The organism is Fictibacillus enclensis (assembly GCF_030123385.1).
Taxonomy (GTDB): Bacteria; Bacillota; Bacilli; order Bacillales; family Fictibacillaceae; genus Fictibacillus_C; species Fictibacillus_C enclensis.
On record NZ_CP126109.1, the window covers coordinates 4,758,611 to 4,778,067 of the forward strand.

17 protein-coding genes are annotated in these 19,457 nt (G+C 46.0%); 9 read left to right on the forward strand and 8 right to left on the reverse strand.

The window, feature by feature from the left end; all coding sequences use genetic code 11:
• Nucleotides 1-348 precede the first annotated feature (348 nt).
• The 4 genes from coxB (at nt 349) to QNH15_RS24510 (ending at nt 5,055) form a co-directional block, all read left to right on the forward strand.
• On the forward strand, nt 349-1,353 hold the full coding sequence (gene coxB, locus QNH15_RS24495) for a cytochrome c oxidase subunit II (protein ID WP_283891292.1): 1,005 nt from the start codon (nt 349-351) through the stop codon (nt 1,351-1,353).
• Between the two features lie 31 nt (nt 1,354-1,384).
• The gene (locus tag QNH15_RS24500; protein WP_283891293.1) at nt 1,385-3,331 is read left to right on the forward strand and encodes a cytochrome c oxidase subunit I; all 1,947 of its coding nucleotides are present in this window, start codon (nt 1,385-1,387) and stop codon (nt 3,329-3,331) included.
• Nucleotides 3,332-3,937, forward strand: a complete 606-nt coding sequence (locus QNH15_RS24505) for a cytochrome c oxidase subunit 3 (protein ID WP_283891295.1) — start codon at nt 3,332-3,334, stop codon at nt 3,935-3,937.
• A gap of 233 nt (nt 3,938-4,170) precedes the next feature.
• On the forward strand, nt 4,171-5,055 hold the full coding sequence (locus QNH15_RS24510) for an LCP family protein (protein WP_430667186.1): 885 nt from the start codon (nt 4,171-4,173) through the stop codon (nt 5,053-5,055).
• A gap of 287 nt (nt 5,056-5,342) precedes the next feature.
• On the opposite strand, the gene QNH15_RS24515 is transcribed toward QNH15_RS24510, so the two are convergent.
• From QNH15_RS24515 to QNH15_RS24530, 4 genes are all read right to left on the reverse strand, one after another.
• A complete protein-coding gene (locus QNH15_RS24515; RefSeq protein WP_283891297.1) occupies nt 5,343-6,233 on the reverse strand; it encodes an SMP-30/gluconolactonase/LRE family protein in 891 nt (296 codons plus the stop codon).
• Between the two features lie 5 nt (nt 6,234-6,238).
• A complete protein-coding gene (locus QNH15_RS24520) occupies nt 6,239-7,255 on the reverse strand; it encodes a Gfo/Idh/MocA family protein (RefSeq protein ID WP_283891299.1) in 1,017 nt (338 codons plus the stop codon).
• A gap of 74 nt (nt 7,256-7,329) precedes the next feature.
• Nucleotides 7,330-7,665 (reverse strand): SdpI family protein, encoded by a 336-nt coding sequence (locus QNH15_RS24525; protein WP_283891301.1) that lies wholly within the window; start codon nt 7,663-7,665, stop codon nt 7,330-7,332.
• A gap of 88 nt (nt 7,666-7,753) precedes the next feature.
• A complete protein-coding gene (locus QNH15_RS24530; protein WP_283891303.1) occupies nt 7,754-8,692 on the reverse strand; it encodes a zinc-binding dehydrogenase in 939 nt (312 codons plus the stop codon).
• A 161-nt stretch (nt 8,693-8,853) separates the two neighbouring features.
• Between QNH15_RS24530 and QNH15_RS24535 the strand changes: the two genes are divergently transcribed.
• The 4 genes from QNH15_RS24535 (at nt 8,854) to QNH15_RS24550 (ending at nt 10,948) form a co-directional block, all read left to right on the forward strand.
• On the forward strand, nt 8,854-9,210 hold the full coding sequence (locus tag QNH15_RS24535) for a winged helix-turn-helix transcriptional regulator (RefSeq protein WP_283891305.1): 357 nt from the start codon (nt 8,854-8,856) through the stop codon (nt 9,208-9,210).
• A 63-nt stretch (nt 9,211-9,273) separates the two neighbouring features.
• The gene (locus QNH15_RS24540) at nt 9,274-9,717 is read left to right on the forward strand and encodes a MarR family winged helix-turn-helix transcriptional regulator (RefSeq protein ID WP_283895753.1); all 444 of its coding nucleotides are present in this window, start codon (nt 9,274-9,276) and stop codon (nt 9,715-9,717) included.
• 408 nt (nt 9,718-10,125) lie between these two features.
• Complete coding sequence (locus QNH15_RS24545; RefSeq protein WP_283891307.1) at nt 10,126-10,398, forward strand: Rossmann-fold NAD(P)-binding domain-containing protein; 273 nt, start codon at nt 10,126-10,128, stop codon at nt 10,396-10,398.
• 25 nt (nt 10,399-10,423) lie between these two features.
• Entirely contained in the window at nt 10,424-10,948 is a 525-nt protein-coding gene (locus tag QNH15_RS24550) for an NAD(P)H-dependent oxidoreductase (protein ID WP_283891309.1), read from the forward strand.
• Between the two features lie 22 nt (nt 10,949-10,970).
• Here the strand turns inward: QNH15_RS24550 and QNH15_RS24555 are convergent, their stop codons facing one another.
• Genes QNH15_RS24555 through QNH15_RS24565 form a run of 3 tightly spaced genes read right to left on the reverse strand, consistent with a single transcriptional unit; the run spans nt 10,971 to nt 14,919 of the window.
• Nucleotides 10,971-12,080 carry a GerAB/ArcD/ProY family transporter gene (locus QNH15_RS24555; RefSeq protein ID WP_283891311.1) on the reverse strand — a complete coding sequence of 370 codons (1,110 nt, stop codon included), beginning with the start codon at nt 12,078-12,080 and terminating at the stop codon, nt 10,971-10,973.
• Nucleotides 12,081-12,100: 20 nt separating this feature from the next.
• Nucleotides 12,101-13,315: a Ger(x)C family spore germination protein gene (locus QNH15_RS24560; protein WP_283891313.1), complete on the reverse strand. Its 1,215-nt coding sequence runs from the start codon at nt 13,313-13,315 to the stop codon at nt 12,101-12,103.
• Nucleotides 13,312-14,919, reverse strand: a complete 1,608-nt coding sequence (locus tag QNH15_RS24565; RefSeq protein ID WP_283891315.1) for a spore germination protein — start codon at nt 14,917-14,919, stop codon at nt 13,312-13,314. The genes QNH15_RS24560 and QNH15_RS24565 overlap by 4 nt, the downstream gene beginning before the upstream one ends.
• A 121-nt stretch (nt 14,920-15,040) precedes the next feature.
• On the opposite strand from QNH15_RS24565, the gene QNH15_RS24570 reads away from it, so the two are divergent.
• The gene (locus QNH15_RS24570) at nt 15,041-15,265 is read left to right on the forward strand and encodes a YczF family membrane protein (protein ID WP_283891317.1); all 225 of its coding nucleotides are present in this window, start codon (nt 15,041-15,043) and stop codon (nt 15,263-15,265) included.
• Nucleotides 15,266-15,298: 33 nt separating this feature from the next.
• Here the strand turns inward: QNH15_RS24570 and QNH15_RS24575 are convergent, their stop codons facing one another.
• A complete protein-coding gene (locus tag QNH15_RS24575; protein ID WP_283891318.1) occupies nt 15,299-19,390 on the reverse strand; it encodes a phosphodiester glycosidase family protein in 4,092 nt (1,363 codons plus the stop codon).
• Nucleotides 19,391-19,457: the final 67 nt, after the last annotated feature.

Here is a 19,457-nt window from a genome sequence, read left to right on the forward strand (position 1 = left end):
AAAGCAGGGCTTGCTCGCCGTCCTATCTGTAGACGGAAGCCGCTGCAACAGCATTACTCCTGGTTTTTCAATCATGGATTCACCTCACTCTTCCCTCTTTGGTTGCTTATACGTATCTTTTATTTTCTTCCCTGATCTACGTTAAACATAAACATCATGACAAGAATCTTCTAAATATTTCCGGCTGAATGAGAAGATGACTACGTTTTAATCTAAAAAAAAAGGGGATTACATCTAAAAGAACGTTTACATACCTGCAGCTGAATTTATGTTCTGCTGCCTTTTGCCGTTCCATGTCAAACACATTTTTTTGGATTCTCAAAAAAAAACCAGCTGAAAGGAGAGACTATGAAAAAGATTGTAGGAATCTGGGGCAGTTGCCTTCTTTTATTGTCCGGTTGTTCAGCCATCCAAAATATGGACGTCCTGAATCCTGCCGGCAGCCAGGCTGAAGAACAATATTCATTAATTAAGCTAAGCATTTATATTATGTTAATCGTCATGGTTACAGTGGTTGTTCTTTTTATCCGGTTTGTTTACAAATACAGAGCAAGACCCGGCTTTACGCCCGAAAAGCATCAGGAAAACCGTAATAAAAAACTGGAGCTCACCTGGACCATCCTTCCCTTTGTCCTTCTGCTGATCCTGGCCGTTCCGATGGTAAAAAGCGTATTTGGAGAAGAAAAACAGGACAACACGGGAGCAATGAAAGTGAAAGTAACCGCAAGTAAATACTGGTGGAAATTCGAATACCCGGGAGAAGGCATTGTCACCTCCCAGGAACTTCATCTGCCCAAAGGAAAGCGAGTGGTGATTGAACTTCACTCCAAGGATGTGATTCATTCGTTCTGGGTACCTCAATTGGGGGGAAAACAGGATTTAATTCCCGGAAGAACGAACAAAATGGCCCTTACTCCCGAGAAAGTGGGCACCTATCAGGGAAAATGCGGCGAATTTTGCGGAGCGGGCCATTCCTTTATGCGGTTTCTCGTGAAGGTAGACAGTCAAAGGGATTATCAGGAATGGGTAGACAAAATGAAAAAAGAAAATACTTCAACAAAACTCAGCGCCCAGGAATCCGAAGGGCAGAAAGTCTTTGCAGCCAACTGTTTGAGCTGTCACGCAACAAGCAGCGCTGTAAGCGCCAATCAAGGAAAAGAAGGTCCTAACCTGGCTGATTTCGGCGACAGGAAACGTGTAGCCGGCTTCCTCCCCAACACAGAAAAAAATGTGTTGAAGTGGCTGAAGAATCCGAAAAAAGTAAAGCCGGGCACTGAGATGCCAAAAGCCAAGGGGCTCAGCAACGAGGACTACGCTGCTCTTTCCGCTTACTTGAAGACGCTGAAAAAATGAAGAAGCTATAACAAAAGCTGGGGGGATAGATATGCCGTTTTTCAATACACAAATCAAATTTGCTTCTGACATCGTCGCCGCCAATATTTCCATTCTTGTCATTTTGATTGCTGCTGTAATCTATATCTCTTTGGCTAAAAAGTGGAAGATGACGTGGTCGCTGATTCGTACGATGGATCACCGCAAAATCGGCATCCTTTACATTGCCTGGGGATTCATTTTTTTCCTTCGCGCCGGTCTCGACGCCATGCTGATGAGGACACAGTTAGCCTTTCCGAATTTCCACTTCTGGGTGTTTCAAGGGGATAAATATGATCAGGTCATGACGACACATGGGACTCTCATGATCTTTTTTGTGGCAATGCCCTTTTTGATCGGTTTGATGAACATCGCCGTACCTCTTCAAATTGGGGCAAGGGATATTGCCTTCCCCTTTTTCAACTCATTGAGCATGTGGCTCTTTGTGATGGGCGGCTTGTTGATCAACATGAGCTTTGTGATGGGCGGCGCACCATCCACTGGATGGACTTCTTATGTTCCGCTGGCTGTGGACAAGGATATTGTGGGTAACGGGACAGCCTTTTATGACATGGGGGTCCAGGTTTCCGGGATCGGTACCATCATGACCTCGATTAACATGATCACCACCATCTTAAAGCACCGCGCACCCGGCATGGGATTCATGAAGATTCCACTGTTCACCTGGTCAGCCTTGATCACCTCGATCCTTATTCTTTTTGCCTTCCCGGTACTCAGTGCAGCTTTACTGATCCTGCTGTTTGATAATCAGTTCGGCACCCAGATTTTCAGTGGCGAACACGGTAACCCCGTACTTTGGCAGCACTTGTTTTGGGCCTTTGGCCATCCGGAGGTTTATATTGTGATTCTTCCGGCCTTCGGGGTGTTTTCCCAGGTCATCTCTACATTCGCTTCCAAACGGATCTTTGGCTATTCATCTATGGTTCTTTCGATGCTCGTCATCGGTTTTTTAAGCTTCATGGTTTGGATTCACCATATGTTTACCGTAGGTCTTGGTGCATTTGCCAATGTGGTATTTGCCATTACCTCCATGCTGATTGCCGTTCCAACCGGTATAAAGATCTTTAACTGGTTGTTTACGATCCGGGGAGGCTCTGTCCGTTTTACCACGGCGATGCTCTATTCACTTGCCTTTATTCCCTCATTTGTTATCGGGGGAGTAACCGGAGTCATGCAGGCCGTCGTGCCGGCCGATTACCAATACCATGACTCTTACTTTGTCGTAGCCCATCTGCATTACGTCATGGTAGGCGGTACGGTGTTTGGCGCCTTTTCCGGTTTTTATTACTGGTGGCCCAAAATGTTCGGATATATTCTCAATGACAAGATGGGTAAATGGCAGGCCTGGACGTTTATTATCGGGTTTCATATGACGTTTTTGCCGATGCACCTTTCCGGTCTGCAGGGGATGCCTCGAAGAACCTTTACCTACCTGCCGGAGGACGGACTGTTCGAATTTAACTTTATCAGTACGATGGGCGCCTATCTGATGGCCATCAGTGTCCTTCTTTTCATCTGGAATGTGTTTTACAGCTACCAGAAAAAGTCACATCGGGGTGTGGCCGATCCGTGGGATGGACGCACAATGGAATGGGCGGTCTCCTCTCCTTCCTCTCATATGCGCTGTCCGTATTTGCCGGTCGTCAGGGATTTGGAAAACCTTTGGTATGCAAAGGAACATGGAAATGGCACCCTGCCGTTTTCCAAAAAAGAAGAAAAGCGAATTGTGGTCGAGAAGCCTACCATCATTCCTCTGTTGCTCAGCGGCGGATTTTTTACCATTTCCTTTGGACTGATCTTCGCGGTGCCGCTCATCACGATTACCGGGTTTGCAGGGACACTGCTTCTGATGGCCTGGCGCTCGATTACGTATGAGCGGAGCATCGATCTTTATACGAGTGAACAGCTTGAAGAAGCCATTCGAAGGGAGGAAGCGTAAATGGGCGTGGAAAGCAACGTAGAAAATTCAACCGAAACCCTTCTCGAATATTCTTCGCCAAGGAAGACATCCATGTTCTTGTTTATCTGTGCGGAGGCTGTCATTTTCGGATCCTTGTTTGCTACCTATTTTGTTATGCTCCACCATTTGGGAGACGGTCCCGGACCGAAGGAATTCTTTAAATTTAAAGAAATTATTCTTCCGACCATTTTGCTTCTTTCCAGCAGCCTGACCTGGTATTTGGCAGAAAAAACCCTGCATGTCCGGGAAAAAGGGAAAACCTTGTTTTTCATCGGGCTGACCGCCCTCCTGGCCCTTGGCTTTCTTTCCCTGGAAATGATAGAGTTTCTGAAGAATATAGGAGACGGGTATACACTGAGCAGAAGCCCTTTTATCTCCTCCTACTACTTGCTTGTCGGACTGCACGGATGTCATGTGCTGTTCGGCATCCTGTGGATGGCCCTTCTGCTTGTCCATGTAAAAACCAAAGGCTCTACTGTCGCTAATCATGGCCGATTTGTTTCATTTAGCATCTACTGGCACTTTGTCGATTCCGTCTGGGTCTTCATCTTCCTACTGCTCTATGCTTTAGGCCAGTTTTTGTAGACTGTCACTTTAATAGAATTTAAATCTAAAGCCCTCCTTCTATGAAAAGTTGAGAGGGCTTATTTTACTATCAACCTATATTACAATAGTAGAATTGCTGGGAATATGATTCCTTTCTTGATACAATGTGGTCAGTAACTATGTGACTGGGATAATAAAAGAAGCGGGGGTAGAAATTGGCTCGAGTTCAAAGACGCAGAAAGCGAAAGTTCCGCTGGGGACGTTTTATTTTAATGATGATTCTTCTCTTGATCGTGGCCGGGGGAGCATACAGCTACTTCCAATACAAACAAGGTTTGTCCCAGGCAAACGATGGGAAATTTGAAGATGATAAGAAAAACGAAGAACAGTTTAAGGGCGATTTGCCCGAGAACGGTAAAATAAATGTCCTTTTGCTCGGAAGTGACTCCAGGGGGGAAGCGCATTCCCGGACGGATTCCATTTTAATCGGACAATATGATCAGAAGAGCCATCAGCCTAAATTGGTATCAATCATGAGGGATACCTATGTCGATGTTCCAGGCCATGGCAAGCAAAAGATTAACGCAGCCTACGCTTTCGGCGGTCCTGAGCTGCTTCGCCAAACCATTGAACAAAATTTCGGGGTAGATATTAACTACTACGCGGTCGTTGACTTTCAGGGCTTTTCCAAAATTGCTGATACAATTGCCCCCAAAGGGGTTAAAGTGAATGTGCCACAGAATCTGATCGACGACATGAACTTGGACTTAAAGCCCGGGTATCAAACTCTTCATGGAAAAAATTTGCTCAGCTATGTCCGTTTTCGCCATGATGCCCAAAGTGACTTTGGCCGTGTAGCCCGGCAGCAAGAAGTGCTGTCCAAATTAAAAAATGAAGCCACCAGTATTAAAAATGTATTTAAACTGCCGAAAATCGTGGGCTTGCTGGATCCTTACATTGAGACCAATGTCGATTCCAAGTCCAAGCTGATTATTGGTAAAGACTTTATTACCGGCAATGCTCATAACGTCAAAAAGCTCCGCATTCCATTGGACAATTCCTTCCAAAACGAGCGCCACAATGTAGGTGATGTCCTCAGCATTGATCTTAAGAAAAATAAGGAAGCACTACAGGAGTTTTTATCCGCTAATGATTGAATGGGGTCCAAAGCAGGCCAAATCACAGATAACCATGTGATCTGGCCTGTTTTTTCGTGAATTTGAGGTGATAGGTGCATCTGGCCTGTGCGTTAGTTGCGGTTCGACATCATTTAGTTGCGGTGTTGGGGAATTTAGTTGCGATTCGACATCATTTAGTTGCGGTGTTGGGAAATTTAGTTGCGGTTCGACAAGAAATACTTGCATATCACATCATTTTCATTTTTTGACAAAAAAATAAAGCACTGCTCGCTCAATCAGCAATGCTTTATTCGTGCGTACTCGTCCTACTCCCCTGCAAACCGAAACGAAGGCTGTCCCTTCACACCCGGACAATAGCGGAAAAGGCCGCCGGCATGAGGCTGTTCTTTCAAATCGTTGTCGCTCAGCTGCTGCCTTGCGGTTGTGATGTACAGCTCATCAAGATTCTCTCCTCCAAAAGCACAGCACGTCACATTGGAAGCAGGCACGTCTATTTTCTGCAGCACCTTTCCGTCTGCAGGGTCGATTTGCACAACACCCCAGCCGCCGTAGAGTGCCACCCAAAGCATTCCTTCATCATCAATCGTCATGCCATCGGGTGCCCCCAGTTCATCGGTAAAGTCTTTTACGACTCTGCCCTCGCCGACTTTTCCAATATCAAGGTTGTAGGAGTACGCCTTTACCTGCATGGTTGGCGTATCAATAAAATAAAAAACCGTGCCGTCGTCACTCCATGCCATTCCGTTGGAGATGGTCAAATCGCTCATCAGTACATCCACTGTTCTATCCAGGTTCAGCCGGTACAGTGATCCTGCACCTTTATCTTCTTTTAAGGAAAGCGTTCCAGCCAAAAAACGCCCCCGCGGGTCGCATTTGCCATCGTTAAACCTATTTCCCGGAATATGCTCCTCTGGATCCGCAATTTTCTTAAGATTGCTGGTTCCATCCTCATTTAACTCCAGGTGGTAAAACCCGTGCTGGGCCGCTAAAACAAACCCTCCGTCTTCCTTCAGTGCCAATGTTCCCGGATACTGGTCAATCTCAAATGTCTTTGTTTCTCCTGAACGAGGGTCAAACGACTGAATACTTTTTCCAAGAATATTTACCCAATAAAGCTTCCCGCTGCGCTCGTCCCAGATCGGACCTTCTCCCAGAATCGCTTTAGCATCATGAACCAATTCCAATTTATCTGTCATTTCCTTCACCGTCCTGTTTGTATTTCAGAAAGCTCAACCCGCCGCCCTTCGCGATGAGAGAGCGCTGCCGCTTCATTAACCAGTGTCAGGTTGCGAATATCTTCTTTATGAATCGATGGTGTGCTCTGATTCAAAATGGCATCCACCCACTGTTCCATGGCAGACGGCAGCGCTTTAGGAATCTGGTCGGACATGATAAGACCGTCGTCTTCCACGTGGATTGAAATCAGCTCTTTTGGCTGGCGGCTTTCAAAAAGAAGGGTGCCTTCTGTGCCGTAAAGTTCAAGCTGATCGGGACAGCCGTATGATAAAAAGCCGGTCTCAATCATTCCGAGGGCTCCGGATTCAAATTCCACAATGACCGCCGCATTGTCATCGACCTCGTGGCCTTTTGTCTGTTGCAGCCGTGCGGTGACGGCCTTTACTTTCCCTCCCAACCGGTTCGACAAATAAATGGGGTGAGCGCCAAGATCGATCAAGGCACCGCCCCCCGTTTCTTCTCGTTTAAAAAATTGGGAAGGCAGCCAGCCATGCTGATTTTCTTCTGTCGGAACGGCACCATTATGGGCGACCCGGCAACGGATGGAAGTTAGCTCACCCAGCAGGCCCTCATCCAGTATTTTTTGAGCATACAGGTAGAAACGTTCTGTCAGCCGGGGCAGTGAAACCATCAGCTGCACACCTTCTTCCTCTGCAACTGCCAGGATTTCGTCGCATTCCTTCAGAGTGGTTGCGAGCACTTTTTCAGTAAAAACGTGTTTCTTATACCTTGCACAAGTAACAATCACTTCCTTATGTATTGAGGTGGGAGTGGTGACAATCACCCCATGGATTTCCTCGTCGGATAGAACGTTTTCAAGATCTGCCTCAAACGGCACGTTCAATTCCTTTGCCCATTGCTTACCGCGCTCGTGGTCTTCATCCCATACTTTCATAATGTTGATTTGTTTATTTTCACTGGCTTCCTTCGCATAATCCTTTGCGTGGACATGCCATTTACTCAACAGGGCAACATTCACCATAGACTCCGCTCCTCTTTAATCTCATTCAGTACTTTGGTATCCTTTTCTTTTCCCTCTGGTTTTTGATCAAAAACCTATTTATCCAGCTCTTTCAGCCGCTTTTCCACTTGAAGGATAAGCACAATAATCACAAGGAGCATGAATCCCATCAGACTAAACACGGCAGCCAGCTCCTGTCTGACAATCAAGCTGATCAGGGTCCCGATAATCACCATGGCTATGCCGTAACGAATGAGCAGAACCGCGGAATACGAGTTGGCTTCCTTCCATAACACTTCATTCTTCATGGAGCGAAATGTCCGGTAGCCGTATATCGCATTGATTTTGGCCGGCGGCTTGTATTTCATGAACAAACCGGCGGCAATAAATATCAGGCCGGCCGCTAAACTGAGGATAAGGCTTCCCATCATATGCATCCCTCCCCTTCCTAATTCTAAACAAACTTCAACTCTCCTTTATTTCATCAAAAAAAGGATGGTACCGAGGCGCCATCCTTACTTATTTTACTTTCGCCACCATTTTTCCTTTCACGTGCCGTTCAGATAGACGAACGAGCGCTTCGGGAACTTCTTCCAAAGAAATCGTTTCCTTCAGCATGGCATCCAGCTTTCCTTCAGCCATGAGCTTCAGCATGTGATCTCCCATAACGGCCAAATCATTCTCCGCACGCTCATCATGGGATTGGTAAACTGCCGCCAGCGCAATTTCATGGTAGGAAACCACTTTGGTGAATCCCTTGATTTTTGTAAAATCAGGCGCACCGGCAATGTAGACGAGATGCCCCATATAAGCCAGCAAATCCAATGAATCCGTCGCACTTTGGCGGCTTACCGCATCCACCACGGCATCTATGCCACGGCTGTTGGTGATCTCCATCACCCTGGCTTGTACATCCTCCTGCCGGTAATCGATCACATAATCCGCGCCGAGCGATTTTACATACTCATGGTTGTGGCTGGAGGCGGTTGAGATGACCGTTTTGCCTGCAAGCTTGGCAAGCTGGACGCCAAATCCGCCAACACCACCTGCTCCCCCATGGATCAGAATCGTTTCCACCTGATCAAACGGCAGCTTCCGGAACATTGCCTGATATGCTGTATAACCTGCTGTCGGAATGGCCGCTGCTTCTTCAAACGAGATGGCATCCGGAATACGTGAGGCCATATGGGCTTTTACTACAGTGTATTCCGCGTAGCCTCCTATCTTCGTCAGATCGCCATGATTGACGACCCGGTCTCCTTTTTTCCACTGGGTCACGCCTTCACCAACTTCGACGACGACTCCTGCAGTATCCAGACCGAGAATATGCGGATAGGACCAGTTCGGATTGCCATTGGTCGCTGTTTTATAATCAACCGGATTCAAACCGACGGCATGAACTTCTACCAGGATTTCTCCTTTTCCGGGTTTTGGTGTTTCAGTATCCTCCACCTTCATGTTTTGCCATTGATTTTTATCGTGTAAAAGCTATGCTTTCATATTGATTCACTCCTTTAGAGGCATTAAACTTCAATAGTTTTCCCTTGCATGGTATATAATATATACTGGTTTTACTCAAAACAAGGCACCATTTCGTAACCTGTCAGGAGGACTTCAAATTGAAACACCTTCATCCGGAATACACCTGCGCCATTGATCTGGTGATTGATATTATTGGCGGCAAATGGAAAGTACTGATTTTATGGAACTTGAATGAAGGCCCCAAACGGTTTAACGAACTGAAGCGATCCATACCGGACATTACCCAGAAGATGCTGACCCAGCAGCTGAAGGAGCTTTCTGAGCATGGTCTTGTGAGCCGGTTGGAGCTGGGAGAGACCCATGTCGTGTATGAAACCACCGATATGGGAAAAAAGATTCAGCCTACTCTTTTTGCCATGTGCCGCTGGGGAGATGAATTTGCAGAACAGCACGGCATTGCCATGAACCGCTGCTGGACAAGCTATGATTTCTAAAAAAAATAAAAAGATTGACTGCAGATTTATTTTCATGTTAATTTGTATATGCAAATGAAAAGGGTGATAACGTTGAACGAGGAAGAAGAAGTACTGATACATTGTTTATATTTTACAGCCAGCCGTTTTGCACGCAACATTACCAAGCTTGCCGAAAAAACACTGGACGGCGGAGATCTCGCTCCCTCTTATTTGTACATGATTATGATTGTGAAGTTTAATCCCGATATCACTCAGAAAGAGCTATGCACCAAGCTGTCGATCGCTCCTTCCACAAGCACAAGGTTTATTGATAAGCTGGAAAAACTGCAGATTGTGAATCGAAAAGTGAGTGGTAAAGAAACACATATCTCTTTGACCAAAGAAGGAGAAAAGGTTTACGATCGTTTCCGTGCCTCGTTAAAAGAGATGTTTGTCAGCTATTCAGAAGTCCTGGGCAAAGACTTTAGCCTGGACTTAAGCAAAATGCTGCACGAGGCCAGCAATAAGCTTGAAAAAAAGGAATAAAAATTTTTACCTATTCATTTGTATATACAAATATTCGTAAGGAGACTGAAAATATGCCTGGCAAAGTATTTGTCGTTGTAGGAGCAGGTCCTGGAATCAGTAATGGTGCAGCCAAAAGTTTTGGCGTGAAGGATATCAGGTTGCGCTCATCGCGAGACGTTTGGAAGCATTAAAGGAGTATGAAGAAGAACTACGCAATTCCGGCATTGAAGCTAAAGGATTTCCAGGAGATGTTTCCTCAGAAGTCAGCCTGCAAACGTAGGTAGAAGCTGTTGTTGATACGTATGGAAATGCGGCTTCCGGGAAAACCTGGTAAGCCGACTGAACTTACGCTTGAGGACCTTGTCCGTGATTTTAAAATCAATGTTGCAGGGGCATTAATAATGCGTAAAAGAAGCGTTGCCCTATATGGAAAAGGGATCGATCCTGCTGACCGGATGCGGACTTGCGCTTCAACCCTACGCCGATTATGCATCTTTAGCCATCGGAAAAGCGGGAATCCGCAACCTGGCATACAGCCTAAGCCAGGAATTAGAGGCTAAAGGCATTTATGTTGGAACCTTGACAGTGAAAGGATTTGTTCAAGAAGGTACACCGTTTTCAGCCGAACATATCGCCGACACGTTTTACACCATGAGTCAAGAGCGAACGGAAACGGAAGTCATTTTTGAAGGAATATAAACAACAATAGGAGGAATTAAAAGAAATGAAAACATTAGTTATTGCCGTTCACCCAAATATGGAAGGGTCACTTGTAAACAAAACCTGGATGAACCGTCTTCAAGATGAAGAAGATGTAACGGTGCATGATCTGTATGCTGCTTATCCGGATGGGAAGATTGACGTGGAACGGGAACAAAAGCTTCTGCTCGCTCATGACCGCATCGTCTTTCAATTTCCGCTCTACTGGTATAGCAGTCCTGCTTTATTAAAAGAATGGCAAGACGTGGTACTGACCTATGGATGGGCGTATGGCTCTGAAGGCACAAAGCTTCACGGCAAAGAATTACTGCTTGCCATTTCAACCGGAGGACCAGAAGACGCGTATCAGGCCGGCGGATACAATCAGTTCAGTCTGAATGAGCTATTGAAGCCGTTTCAGGCAACGGCCAATCTGACCGGCATGCGTTACCTTCCTGTTTTTAAAGCGCAGGGCGTTCGTTTATTGAATGAGGAAGAGGTAAAAGCAAGTGCTGAAGCCCTGGTTATCCATATTAAAAAAGCATACTAGGGAACAAAAGGTGCCGGTTCAGTTATCCGGTACCTTGTTTTTTATGTTTTCTGTTCTTCCAGTAGGCCATTCCAAGAAGCAAGACAGGGAAAATGATCTGGAAGGGCAGATGGAGGAGGAGAGGTACGATGCTTACCCCTTCTTTTAGATGCTCCGGGAAATTGCTGGCCATCGTCATGGACAATATCAGAACAACAAGCCCTATGGGATAACTCAGCCGAGAAGGAGGTGTAACGGTAAAGATGTTCGCTGTTCCTATGACAGCTGCATATATAAATATAGCGACTTTAAAAAATCCCCCAACTATCAAAGCAATCATAAAATAAACATCAAGACGCTCAAGAAAATCAGCCACCTGTATCGTTTGAATCGTGCTGAGTAAAGGAAACTGTGACCGTTCAGTAAGTTTCACCCCGAGGATGCTGATGTTGAACACCATCACAAGCGCAAGAGAGATTCCGCTTACGATAGTACCGATAATGCCTACATTTCTTATCTTTTTGGAATCCCTTAAATACGGCATGATCATCGAAAAGACGATAAGTTCCCCGAATGGAAAATAAATCGTTTCCCTAACCGTCGATTTAATAATCGGTTTCCATCCGTTCTCAAGAACAGGCTGAAGATTATGCAAATCAACCACGCCTGAAAACAAGACAAGCAACACGCCTGAACCCGCCAAAAAATAAATAAATACGAGGAACAATTCTCCGGTACGCGCCAACACTTCGATTCCTTTGGATACAGAATAGACAATGACGAGAATCATCAGGGTGTTGGCTATAAAAAGCGGAGTTTCTATGTAAGCAAACGTCAGAAGCATGGCCCCAAAGTCCCTGAGCACCCTGGCCGCCAAATACACATTGTACAGCATGTACAAAAAAGCAACCGACTTCCCGAGACCTTTCCCCATAATTTTTTGTACATATTCCGTAGGTAAACAATCCGGATAAAAGCAATAAAGGCGATAAAAGACAAAGAATATCAGCAATCCTCCAATCATTCCCAAAAGAATGACAATCCAGGCGTCCTGCTTGGCTTCAATTCCTAACGCCACAAGAAGGGCGCTCCCCAGCTCAAATAAAAGAACTAAGGCAAACAACTGGTATGCCGTTATTTTCGCTTTTTCCATTTGTCTGCCCCTTTCGCTAATTATTTGACCTCGGATAAAAAGGAATTGTTCCTAAGCCCTGTTCTTCTTACAAATACATCTACTTTTACCTTCACGTTTGCCTTGGCAAAATAATCTTCATCCCAATTTTTTGATATTCTTTTCCACGTTTCTGGTTGTGACCGATGAACGGCATCTCCAAAGCCAAAAATATCCGTTTTCTTCGCCTGTGCTTCCTTAATCGCTGCTTTTATTTCCGATTCCACCTGTTTTTCAAAACCTTTCTCAAGGTCTGCGATGACGTGCGGATCCTTAAGATTCACAGGCACTTTCGTCTCACCAATGTTCCCCTCCGTTTCCACTCTTACGTTCAGTTGTGCAGCTCCATTTTTAACCAAAGTTGATATGGAGGTATTTTGGCGGATCACTTCGAAAGCTATGGCTTCTTTTCGGCCCTTTTTATTAATATTTATTTCTGTTTTTTTGATTTTGTTCAAGGTCCAGACCGCACCCCTGGCCTTTCCGCCATCCATCCAGCCCACAAGCTTCCCATGTTTAAAAAGGGCCAGGCCGTCAACCACCGGAGCGGCTTGAGGAGTGGACTGCATAATATTCGAAACCTTTTCCCCTGTTGAACTGGATCCCTTCAGGTTGAAGCCGCTGATTAAAGGCTGTTTCCCGTCATTCGTAAGGTCTTTAATGACATCGATCATCATGATATTTAATGAGGCTCCCCAAACCCGTTCCGAAAACCTTAACAGTTTGATGACTTTGTTTGCCGGCAATTTGTCAATGGCCGTCAGCGTTTTGATCAAGTCTGCGGCTTTTGCATTGTGAGCAATAACCACTGTGGCCGTATTACGGAACGTGGCATCCCTGTCAAAGGCGTCCAAAATGGGAAGAACCCCTTTTTTCTTCGCCAGTTTTTCACTGATCACGACAAGGTTCGCATGGGCATAGTAAAGGTTCCGGGATACTTTGGTCGACATCCGGCGGCTGATCTCATCGATATTATCTCCTGTGGCTGAATAAACGGAAACCGCATTTCCCTGACCTCCTCCTCCTCCTTGAAAACTTCCTGTTACATTTCCGGGGTTTACAAATTGAAAGGTGCCTACATACTTGCCCTGCTTATTCAGATCGAGACCGACTGCCGATACAAGGGCAAGATCATTCAGTTCTTTTTTACTCCAGCAGCCAGTTAACAGCAGCAACTGAAGACAAACCATTAAGAAAATCCCTATTGGTCGTTTCATGTCTGATCACCTTCCTGATCCGTGACCATTTTCCTGCTTTGCTCCGGCTGTGGGCGGCCACTGCCTTCACCCTGCCGCACCTTGTTAGGGCCACTAATGAATGCCGGCCGTTTCCTGTCTGCCCACAAAGGACCGCGCACAAAGGTATCATTGATATCAGCCGGGATAAACGGAGCAAGCGGTGCCATGTAAGGAACTCCGAACGAGCGCAAACTGCACAAATGAACGACCAAAATGATAAACCCTAAAATCATGCCATAAAAACCAAACATGGCTGCGCTAATCATAAATAAAAAACGGATAAGGCGGGCAGATATCGCAATGGCAAATGATGGAGTGGCAAAGCTGGCAATTGCGGTAATGGCAACAATAACAACCATCGCCGGTGAAACAACCCCTGCCTGAACCGCTGCCTGTCCGATAACCAAGGCGCCCACAATAGAAATGGCCGGCCCGATGGCTTTTGGCATCCTGATCCCCGCTTCCCGCAGGATTTCGAAGGTCACTTCCATAATGAGCGCTTCAACAAAACTGGGAAACGGAACCGGTTCCCGCTGAGCGGCAATGGCGATCAGGAGCTGGGTCGGAATCATTTCCTGATGAAAGGTGGTGGCAGCAATATAGGTCGCCGGCCCAATGAGAGATATAAAAAAGACCAGCACTCTCAAAAAACGCAGAGCAGTAGAGATATAGAAACGTTCAGTATAATCTTCAATGGATTGGAAGAACTGAACAAACACCGCGGGACCTAGCAGGACAAAAGGCGTGCCGTTCACAAAAAGGGCGAACCTTCCTTCCAGCAGATTTCCTGCCACCGCATCAGGGCGCTCCGAATAATAAAGAGTCGGGAATGCTGTAATGGACTGGTCTTCAATGTACTGCTCGATAAAACCAGATTCGAGCACTCCGTCAATATCTATCTTTTCAAGCCGCTTCCTGAGCTCTTCAATGATGTCGTCTCTCGCGATTCCCTTCAAGTACATGATCGTCACTTTGGTTTTGGTCACTCTTCCTATGGTCATGGTTTCCGTCCAAAGAGAAGGATTTTGGATAATCCTGCGGACCATCGATATATTTGTCTCTATAGATTCCGTGAACCCTTCTCTGGACCCGCGAATGGCCCGCTGGGTGCTTGGCTCCTCAATGGCCCTTTTTTCTCCGCCTTCTGTTGCTGAACTTATCGCACCTGAGTAGCCATCTACGAAGATAATAGTATGGCCCGACATCAAAGCTTGAAACAGGGTGTTCCAATCCTGTATTTGTTCCATATTGCCCAATGGAAGATAGCCTTCAATCATATCTTCCATGCTGATGGGGTCTGATTCCGCCGGGTCCGATTTCATCAAAGGATCAATCAGCAGCTCCTGGACCGTCTGGGAATCGGTCAGCCCTTTTAAATAAACGATGGCCGACTTCGTGTTAAAACGTGGAGAATGCTTAAAACTGCGGATCACGATATCTGTGCTGTTGCCTGTTTGAGATTTAATATATTCTATATTTTCCTCTAAAACCGCAGAAAGAGGAGAAGAAGAGGGCTCTTTCTTTTTCTCTTGAGCCGTCTTTTTATGAAATGAAGATGATTTCTTTTTAAAAAAAGAAGGCATGAGGACACAAAACCTTTCACATTGGTTTTTTTTAGCGTTTCCGGCGACTGCCTTCCTTATTCCTTCGTATCGTGATGAATATCTTTCATTTGGGGATACTACTTTAGCGGAGCGTGATGATATGAAAATTTTACTGATTACCCTTTCCATGTTTGTTTTGTTAACCATCTTTTCGTTCACTTTGGATCTGACACAAGGTTTTGAGCCGCGAACGGCCTACCTTAATGCTATGTCTCCATTTAAAGTCATGGAGCTGATTGAGAGTTTTGTTTTTGTCATACTTATTGCCCTCTTTTTTCTCCAATCCGTCTTGCAGGTGTTCACAAAAAAAAGAAGCCCTAAATGATTGGGGGGCTTCTTTCTTCGAATCTGTCACTCATCAGTAACCATTGTTTTTCACCGTAAACTCATCGATCTTCTCTCCGTCTGAAGTGATCGCTGTAATCGTCATCTCATCTTTCTCCACTTTGGCCTGAAGGGAAATGGCGATGTTCTCCATGTTTACATATTCGAATTTTTCATCAGCGACTGCGTCATAATGCTTGTTTCCTGTCGTGCCTGCCACAACATAGACCGTTCCATTGCTGTCTTCCTTTCCGGCTTTCAGCTTTTTTGTCCTTCCGTAGGAATGGTCATGTCCGGAAAATACCATATCGATACCGAGCTCATCTGCGACAGGAGGAATTTTCTCTTTTATGACCTCATTGCCGCCAAAAGGATTCGTGTAATATGGCGGCTGATGCGTCACGAGAATTTTCCACGGTTTATCGGTACTCCTCATATCCTGTTTCAGCCATTGCAGCTGTTGTTCCAATACCTCTTTTTCTGAAGTAAAACCAAGAACAGCAATGTGCATGTTGTTGTAGTCCACGGAATACGTCCCGCCCTGATCGGCTTTCGGTCCGTTTTGAGGGTGACCTAATATGGATTTGGCCAGGTCGGCCTTGTTGTCTCCCATATATTCATGGTTGCCCAGTACAGAGATCATATCGGTGCTCTGAATGTTTTTATATTTGCTCATCACACCCAATGTATCATCCCATTGTTTGAACTTGGATGCTTCATCAATCAAATCACCGACATGGATGATAAACGGCATCTTTTTCTGGTTAAGATCTGCAAGCATCTTGTCAAAATGACTCAAATCCGAAGGGGACTGTGTATCTCCCAGGACCGCAAACTCAAACATTTTTTTCGGACGTTGGGTCTCGAATTCATGAAGCTCCGACTCGGTAGGCCCAGTCCGGTAAACATATTGGGTACTCGGCTTTAAGCCTTTGAGCGTTACGGTGTTCACGCGGATGATTCCGTTTTTCTTGAGATCAAGCTCCCCATTGAACACGTTGTCCTTATACGTACCGGCACGCTTCCTGAAGGATGCCTCCCCTTGTCTTTCATAGTCCGCCTTGATCGCGTACTGAACATAAGGAGCCTTTTCCTTTCCAAGCGGGCTGGACATCCAGGTCAATGTTTTCGTTGTCAATGGGTTTGCCGAAGGGGCAGCATGGATATTTTTGATTTCCTCTTCCTTCGCCAGCGGTAGATACGACTGTGTCGTTAAAGGAAAAGAGTACCTTCCATCCTTTACGGTATACAGGGAGATAGCATTGACTTCATTTGTAATGGAATCAACAGTCAATCTGCCGTTTGCGTCTGTTTGTCCAAGACGGGTCGGTTCCTTACTTCCACCAATCACCGCATAAATATCAGCTCCGATTACAGCTGAATCCTTGTTGTCTTTTACAGATAGGGTTGCTGGCTTTCCGATGAGAATCGGCTCAGCGTTTAACTGGTAAGCTGCTTTTACAGGCACCTTTGCGGGTTGGGCAGAAAACGTAGGATTGAACGTTTCTTCCACTGGTTTCTGATAGCTGATGGTTCCTTCCAGCAGTTCAACCATCATCTCGCTTCCTTCTTTTAGATCCGAAGGAACAGATACATGAATGGCTGCCGCATTCAGGGCTCCAGCTGCCGTGCTGTTTTTCAGGTTGAGGGTAAGTATCCCTGTATTATCGTCATAGCTTGATGAACTATCCGAAAAACCATCCGTAAACTCTACATCTTTTACAGGAAAATTCTTATCCATCTGAAGTTTTAATTCAGAACCGGTGATCTCCTCAGCTTTTGTTACGTTAAGATCAAGAGTATACGTTTCTCCTAAATAGGCTTCTTTTTGGTCTGTTGTCAGTTCTACTTTCGAGCTATTCGTGTTCACTGTGAAATAGCTCGTATGAATCGCCTGATTTCCGAATTTATCCGGAACCATAAACATAACTTTGTGGGTTCCGTCTGCCCACTGGTAACCGGTTAATGACACAGAACCATCCATATCAAACGAATAGTGGCCTTCTGCCTTTGAATAATCCTTTCCGTCAACAATGACACGGATTTTTTCCCAATCGATGCCCGTTTTAAAAGGATCATCCTCGTATTCATGAACCTTCGCCGTGAGATTTACCTCTTTCGTGGTATAGCTTTTGTCCTCCGTGCTGACCGATTCAATGACCGGAGGATTCAGATCGTCCACTTTTTCACCGTACACCGCCCGTATGTTGTCCACATACAGCGTTCCTTTTGTCATGGGTCCGGTAATGCCTGATTTGGTAGACATCATGCGAATGGCCTGTGAGCCGGACAGCTTAAACGGACCGTTAAAGGAGGAGGGAACTTCTGCTTCGATGTATTTCCAGCCCGTCCAGTTAATTCCCGGGCTTTCTTCTGTGAGATTAATTGTCTGGTTCTTGCCATTTCCGTCTACAAGATACATTCTCAGCCAATACCCTTGCGCTTCAGGCGTGCCATACACCCACATGCCGATGCCGGTTGGATTTCCCTCAATCTCTGTTGGGGTCCCTGGACCGGCATACACGCCAAGGGTTGTCCCGCTTTGGGCATTCGTCAGGTCAAAATCAAGCTTTAGAGCTTTATCTCCGAAGCGTACAGGTCCGGGATAGTGTGATACCGACAGTGTTCCTTTTTCTCCGCGGTTGGCGGTAGAAACTTTCCAGGCATCCGCTCCCTGTTCAAAATCATGAAGAACGACCGGAAGCTGTCCCACCGAAATATGAATTTTTGCTTCCAAGTTGGTGTTTTTGAACCTTGCTGTAATCGTCCCTTTTACGTTTTGGCTGCCCGTATGCAGAACTCCATCCTCATCAATGGTTCCCATTCCCTCAGGGATATCAAATTCCACATCATTTCGGTTCCAATACAGTTTTCTTTTATGAAATTCAGCCACCAGATCCAATTTCGTTTTACTGTTTCGCCCGACCGTTAATTCAGTCGATGAGAAAAACAGTTGATCCGGCGATTCAATTTCAATCGGGCTGCGTCCCACCTCTGTCCCATCATGCTTGACAATAATGGAAAGTTGTCCGGTCTTGCCGTTCGAGGTAAAAATCCCCTTTTCGTCAATATCACCAAAAGACGGATTGGAGAGCTCCCATGTCATACCGCTTTCGGGAAGCGGTGCCGAGGCCATTGACTTGTCCCTTCCTTTTGCTTCAAAATCAATCACGCTCCCTGGGGTAAAAGACGCGTCATAAGGCTTGATATAAGCGGAATGGAAAATATGGTCCGAGGGTTCTGTGGTCGCCACAAGCCAGGTGTTGGCGACACTTCTCTCGTTTCTGTCAGACGGCAGATTATCCACCTCAAGCGTATCTCCGCCAAGCTCCCGGGTGGCAAATGTCGACGAGCCTCCCCCGTCCAGGTTAAGTGCCTGAACCGCCCCAAGGTCAATCATGAGCTGTGCCAAATCTTTCATCGTAATTCCCGCAGAGTAGGGCTCCTGACGTCCGTCAATGACGGCAAAGAAAACATCTCCGTCTTCTTTGATTCCTACAGCGGTCCGGGGCTCCATGTTCTGCCCCGTTTGCGGCGTCTGATAGATTTGCTTGTTTTTTACCAGGATGGCGTTGCCTCCGAGGGCCTCCTTTAGTTCACTCATTATCCCTTCGTATTCGGAAGCGTTCCCAATTATGGCTTCACCACTTTTCTTGATGCCAAAAAAGTTCCAGCCGTTCATGTTCTTTTCTTTAACAGCTCGTCCATCTTTGTAGATCACGCCATGCGGTTCCCCGGTAGCCATGTTGTAAAAATCAGCATTCACGGCGGCTACGACTTTGTGATTCTCTGAATCGGCAGCCTTGGCCTGTGCCCTGACCGGCTGCAGGTCATAGGCATCCTTGTCATTTGGGGTTCCGGCTTCCACCGATACTCCGGGGTGCTGAAGGTCTACATCCACAACAAAGCTTTCAATCTTCTTTCCTTCTTGATTTTCATAGCTGTAATGTTTTTCTTGGACACCAGGGGCTAAATCTGCGGTGTACTCATTGATGGGTGTTTTAATCAGAGGTGAGGTCAGGTGAAATTCTCCAAGGGCAGTGACAGTATCAGGAATGATGGCAGAGGTGACGAGTGCCAGAACTAATGCGGAAGGGGCCATTTTCCTTTTCCAACGTATCTTCATTAAGATCGCTTCCTCCTGTGAACATATTTAGGCATACAGGAATACAGTAATGGAAAATTATTAAATG

Coding starts and splice junctions, on each gene's coding strand:
- QNH15_RS24530 (WP_283891303.1), bottom strand. CDS start 8,692: ATGAAGGTGGAGGATACTGAAACACCAAAACCCGGAAAAGGAGAAATC.
- QNH15_RS24510 (WP_430667186.1), top strand. CDS start 4,171: ATGATGATTCTTCTCTTGATCGTGGCCGGGGGAGCATACAGCTACTTC.
- coxB (WP_283891292.1), top strand. CDS start 349: ATGAAAAAGATTGTAGGAATCTGGGGCAGTTGCCTTCTTTTATTGTCC.
- QNH15_RS24500 (WP_283891293.1), top strand. CDS start 1,385: ATGCCGTTTTTCAATACACAAATCAAATTTGCTTCTGACATCGTCGCC.
- QNH15_RS24555 (WP_283891311.1), bottom strand. CDS start 12,080: ATGGAAAAAGCGAAAATAACGGCATACCAGTTGTTTGCCTTAGTTCTT.
- QNH15_RS24515 (WP_283891297.1), bottom strand. CDS start 6,233: ATGACAGATAAATTGGAATTGGTTCATGATGCTAAAGCGATTCTGGGA.
- QNH15_RS24550 (WP_283891309.1), top strand. CDS start 10,424: ATGAAAACATTAGTTATTGCCGTTCACCCAAATATGGAAGGGTCACTT.
- QNH15_RS24525 (WP_283891301.1), bottom strand. CDS start 7,665: ATGATGGGAAGCCTTATCCTCAGTTTAGCGGCCGGCCTGATATTTATT.
- QNH15_RS24570 (WP_283891317.1), top strand. CDS start 15,041: ATGAAAATTTTACTGATTACCCTTTCCATGTTTGTTTTGTTAACCATC.
- QNH15_RS24560 (WP_283891313.1), bottom strand. CDS start 13,315: ATGAAACGACCAATAGGGATTTTCTTAATGGTTTGTCTTCAGTTGCTG.
- QNH15_RS24520 (WP_283891299.1), bottom strand. CDS start 7,255: ATGGTGAATGTTGCCCTGTTGAGTAAATGGCATGTCCACGCAAAGGAT.
- QNH15_RS24505 (WP_283891295.1), top strand. CDS start 3,332: ATGGGCGTGGAAAGCAACGTAGAAAATTCAACCGAAACCCTTCTCGAA.
- QNH15_RS24575 (WP_283891318.1), bottom strand. CDS start 19,390: ATGAAGATACGTTGGAAAAGGAAAATGGCCCCTTCCGCATTAGTTCTG.
- QNH15_RS24545 (WP_283891307.1), top strand. CDS start 10,126: ATGGAAAAGGGATCGATCCTGCTGACCGGATGCGGACTTGCGCTTCAA.
- QNH15_RS24565 (WP_283891315.1), bottom strand. CDS start 14,919: ATGCCTTCTTTTTTTAAAAAGAAATCATCTTCATTTCATAAAAAGACG.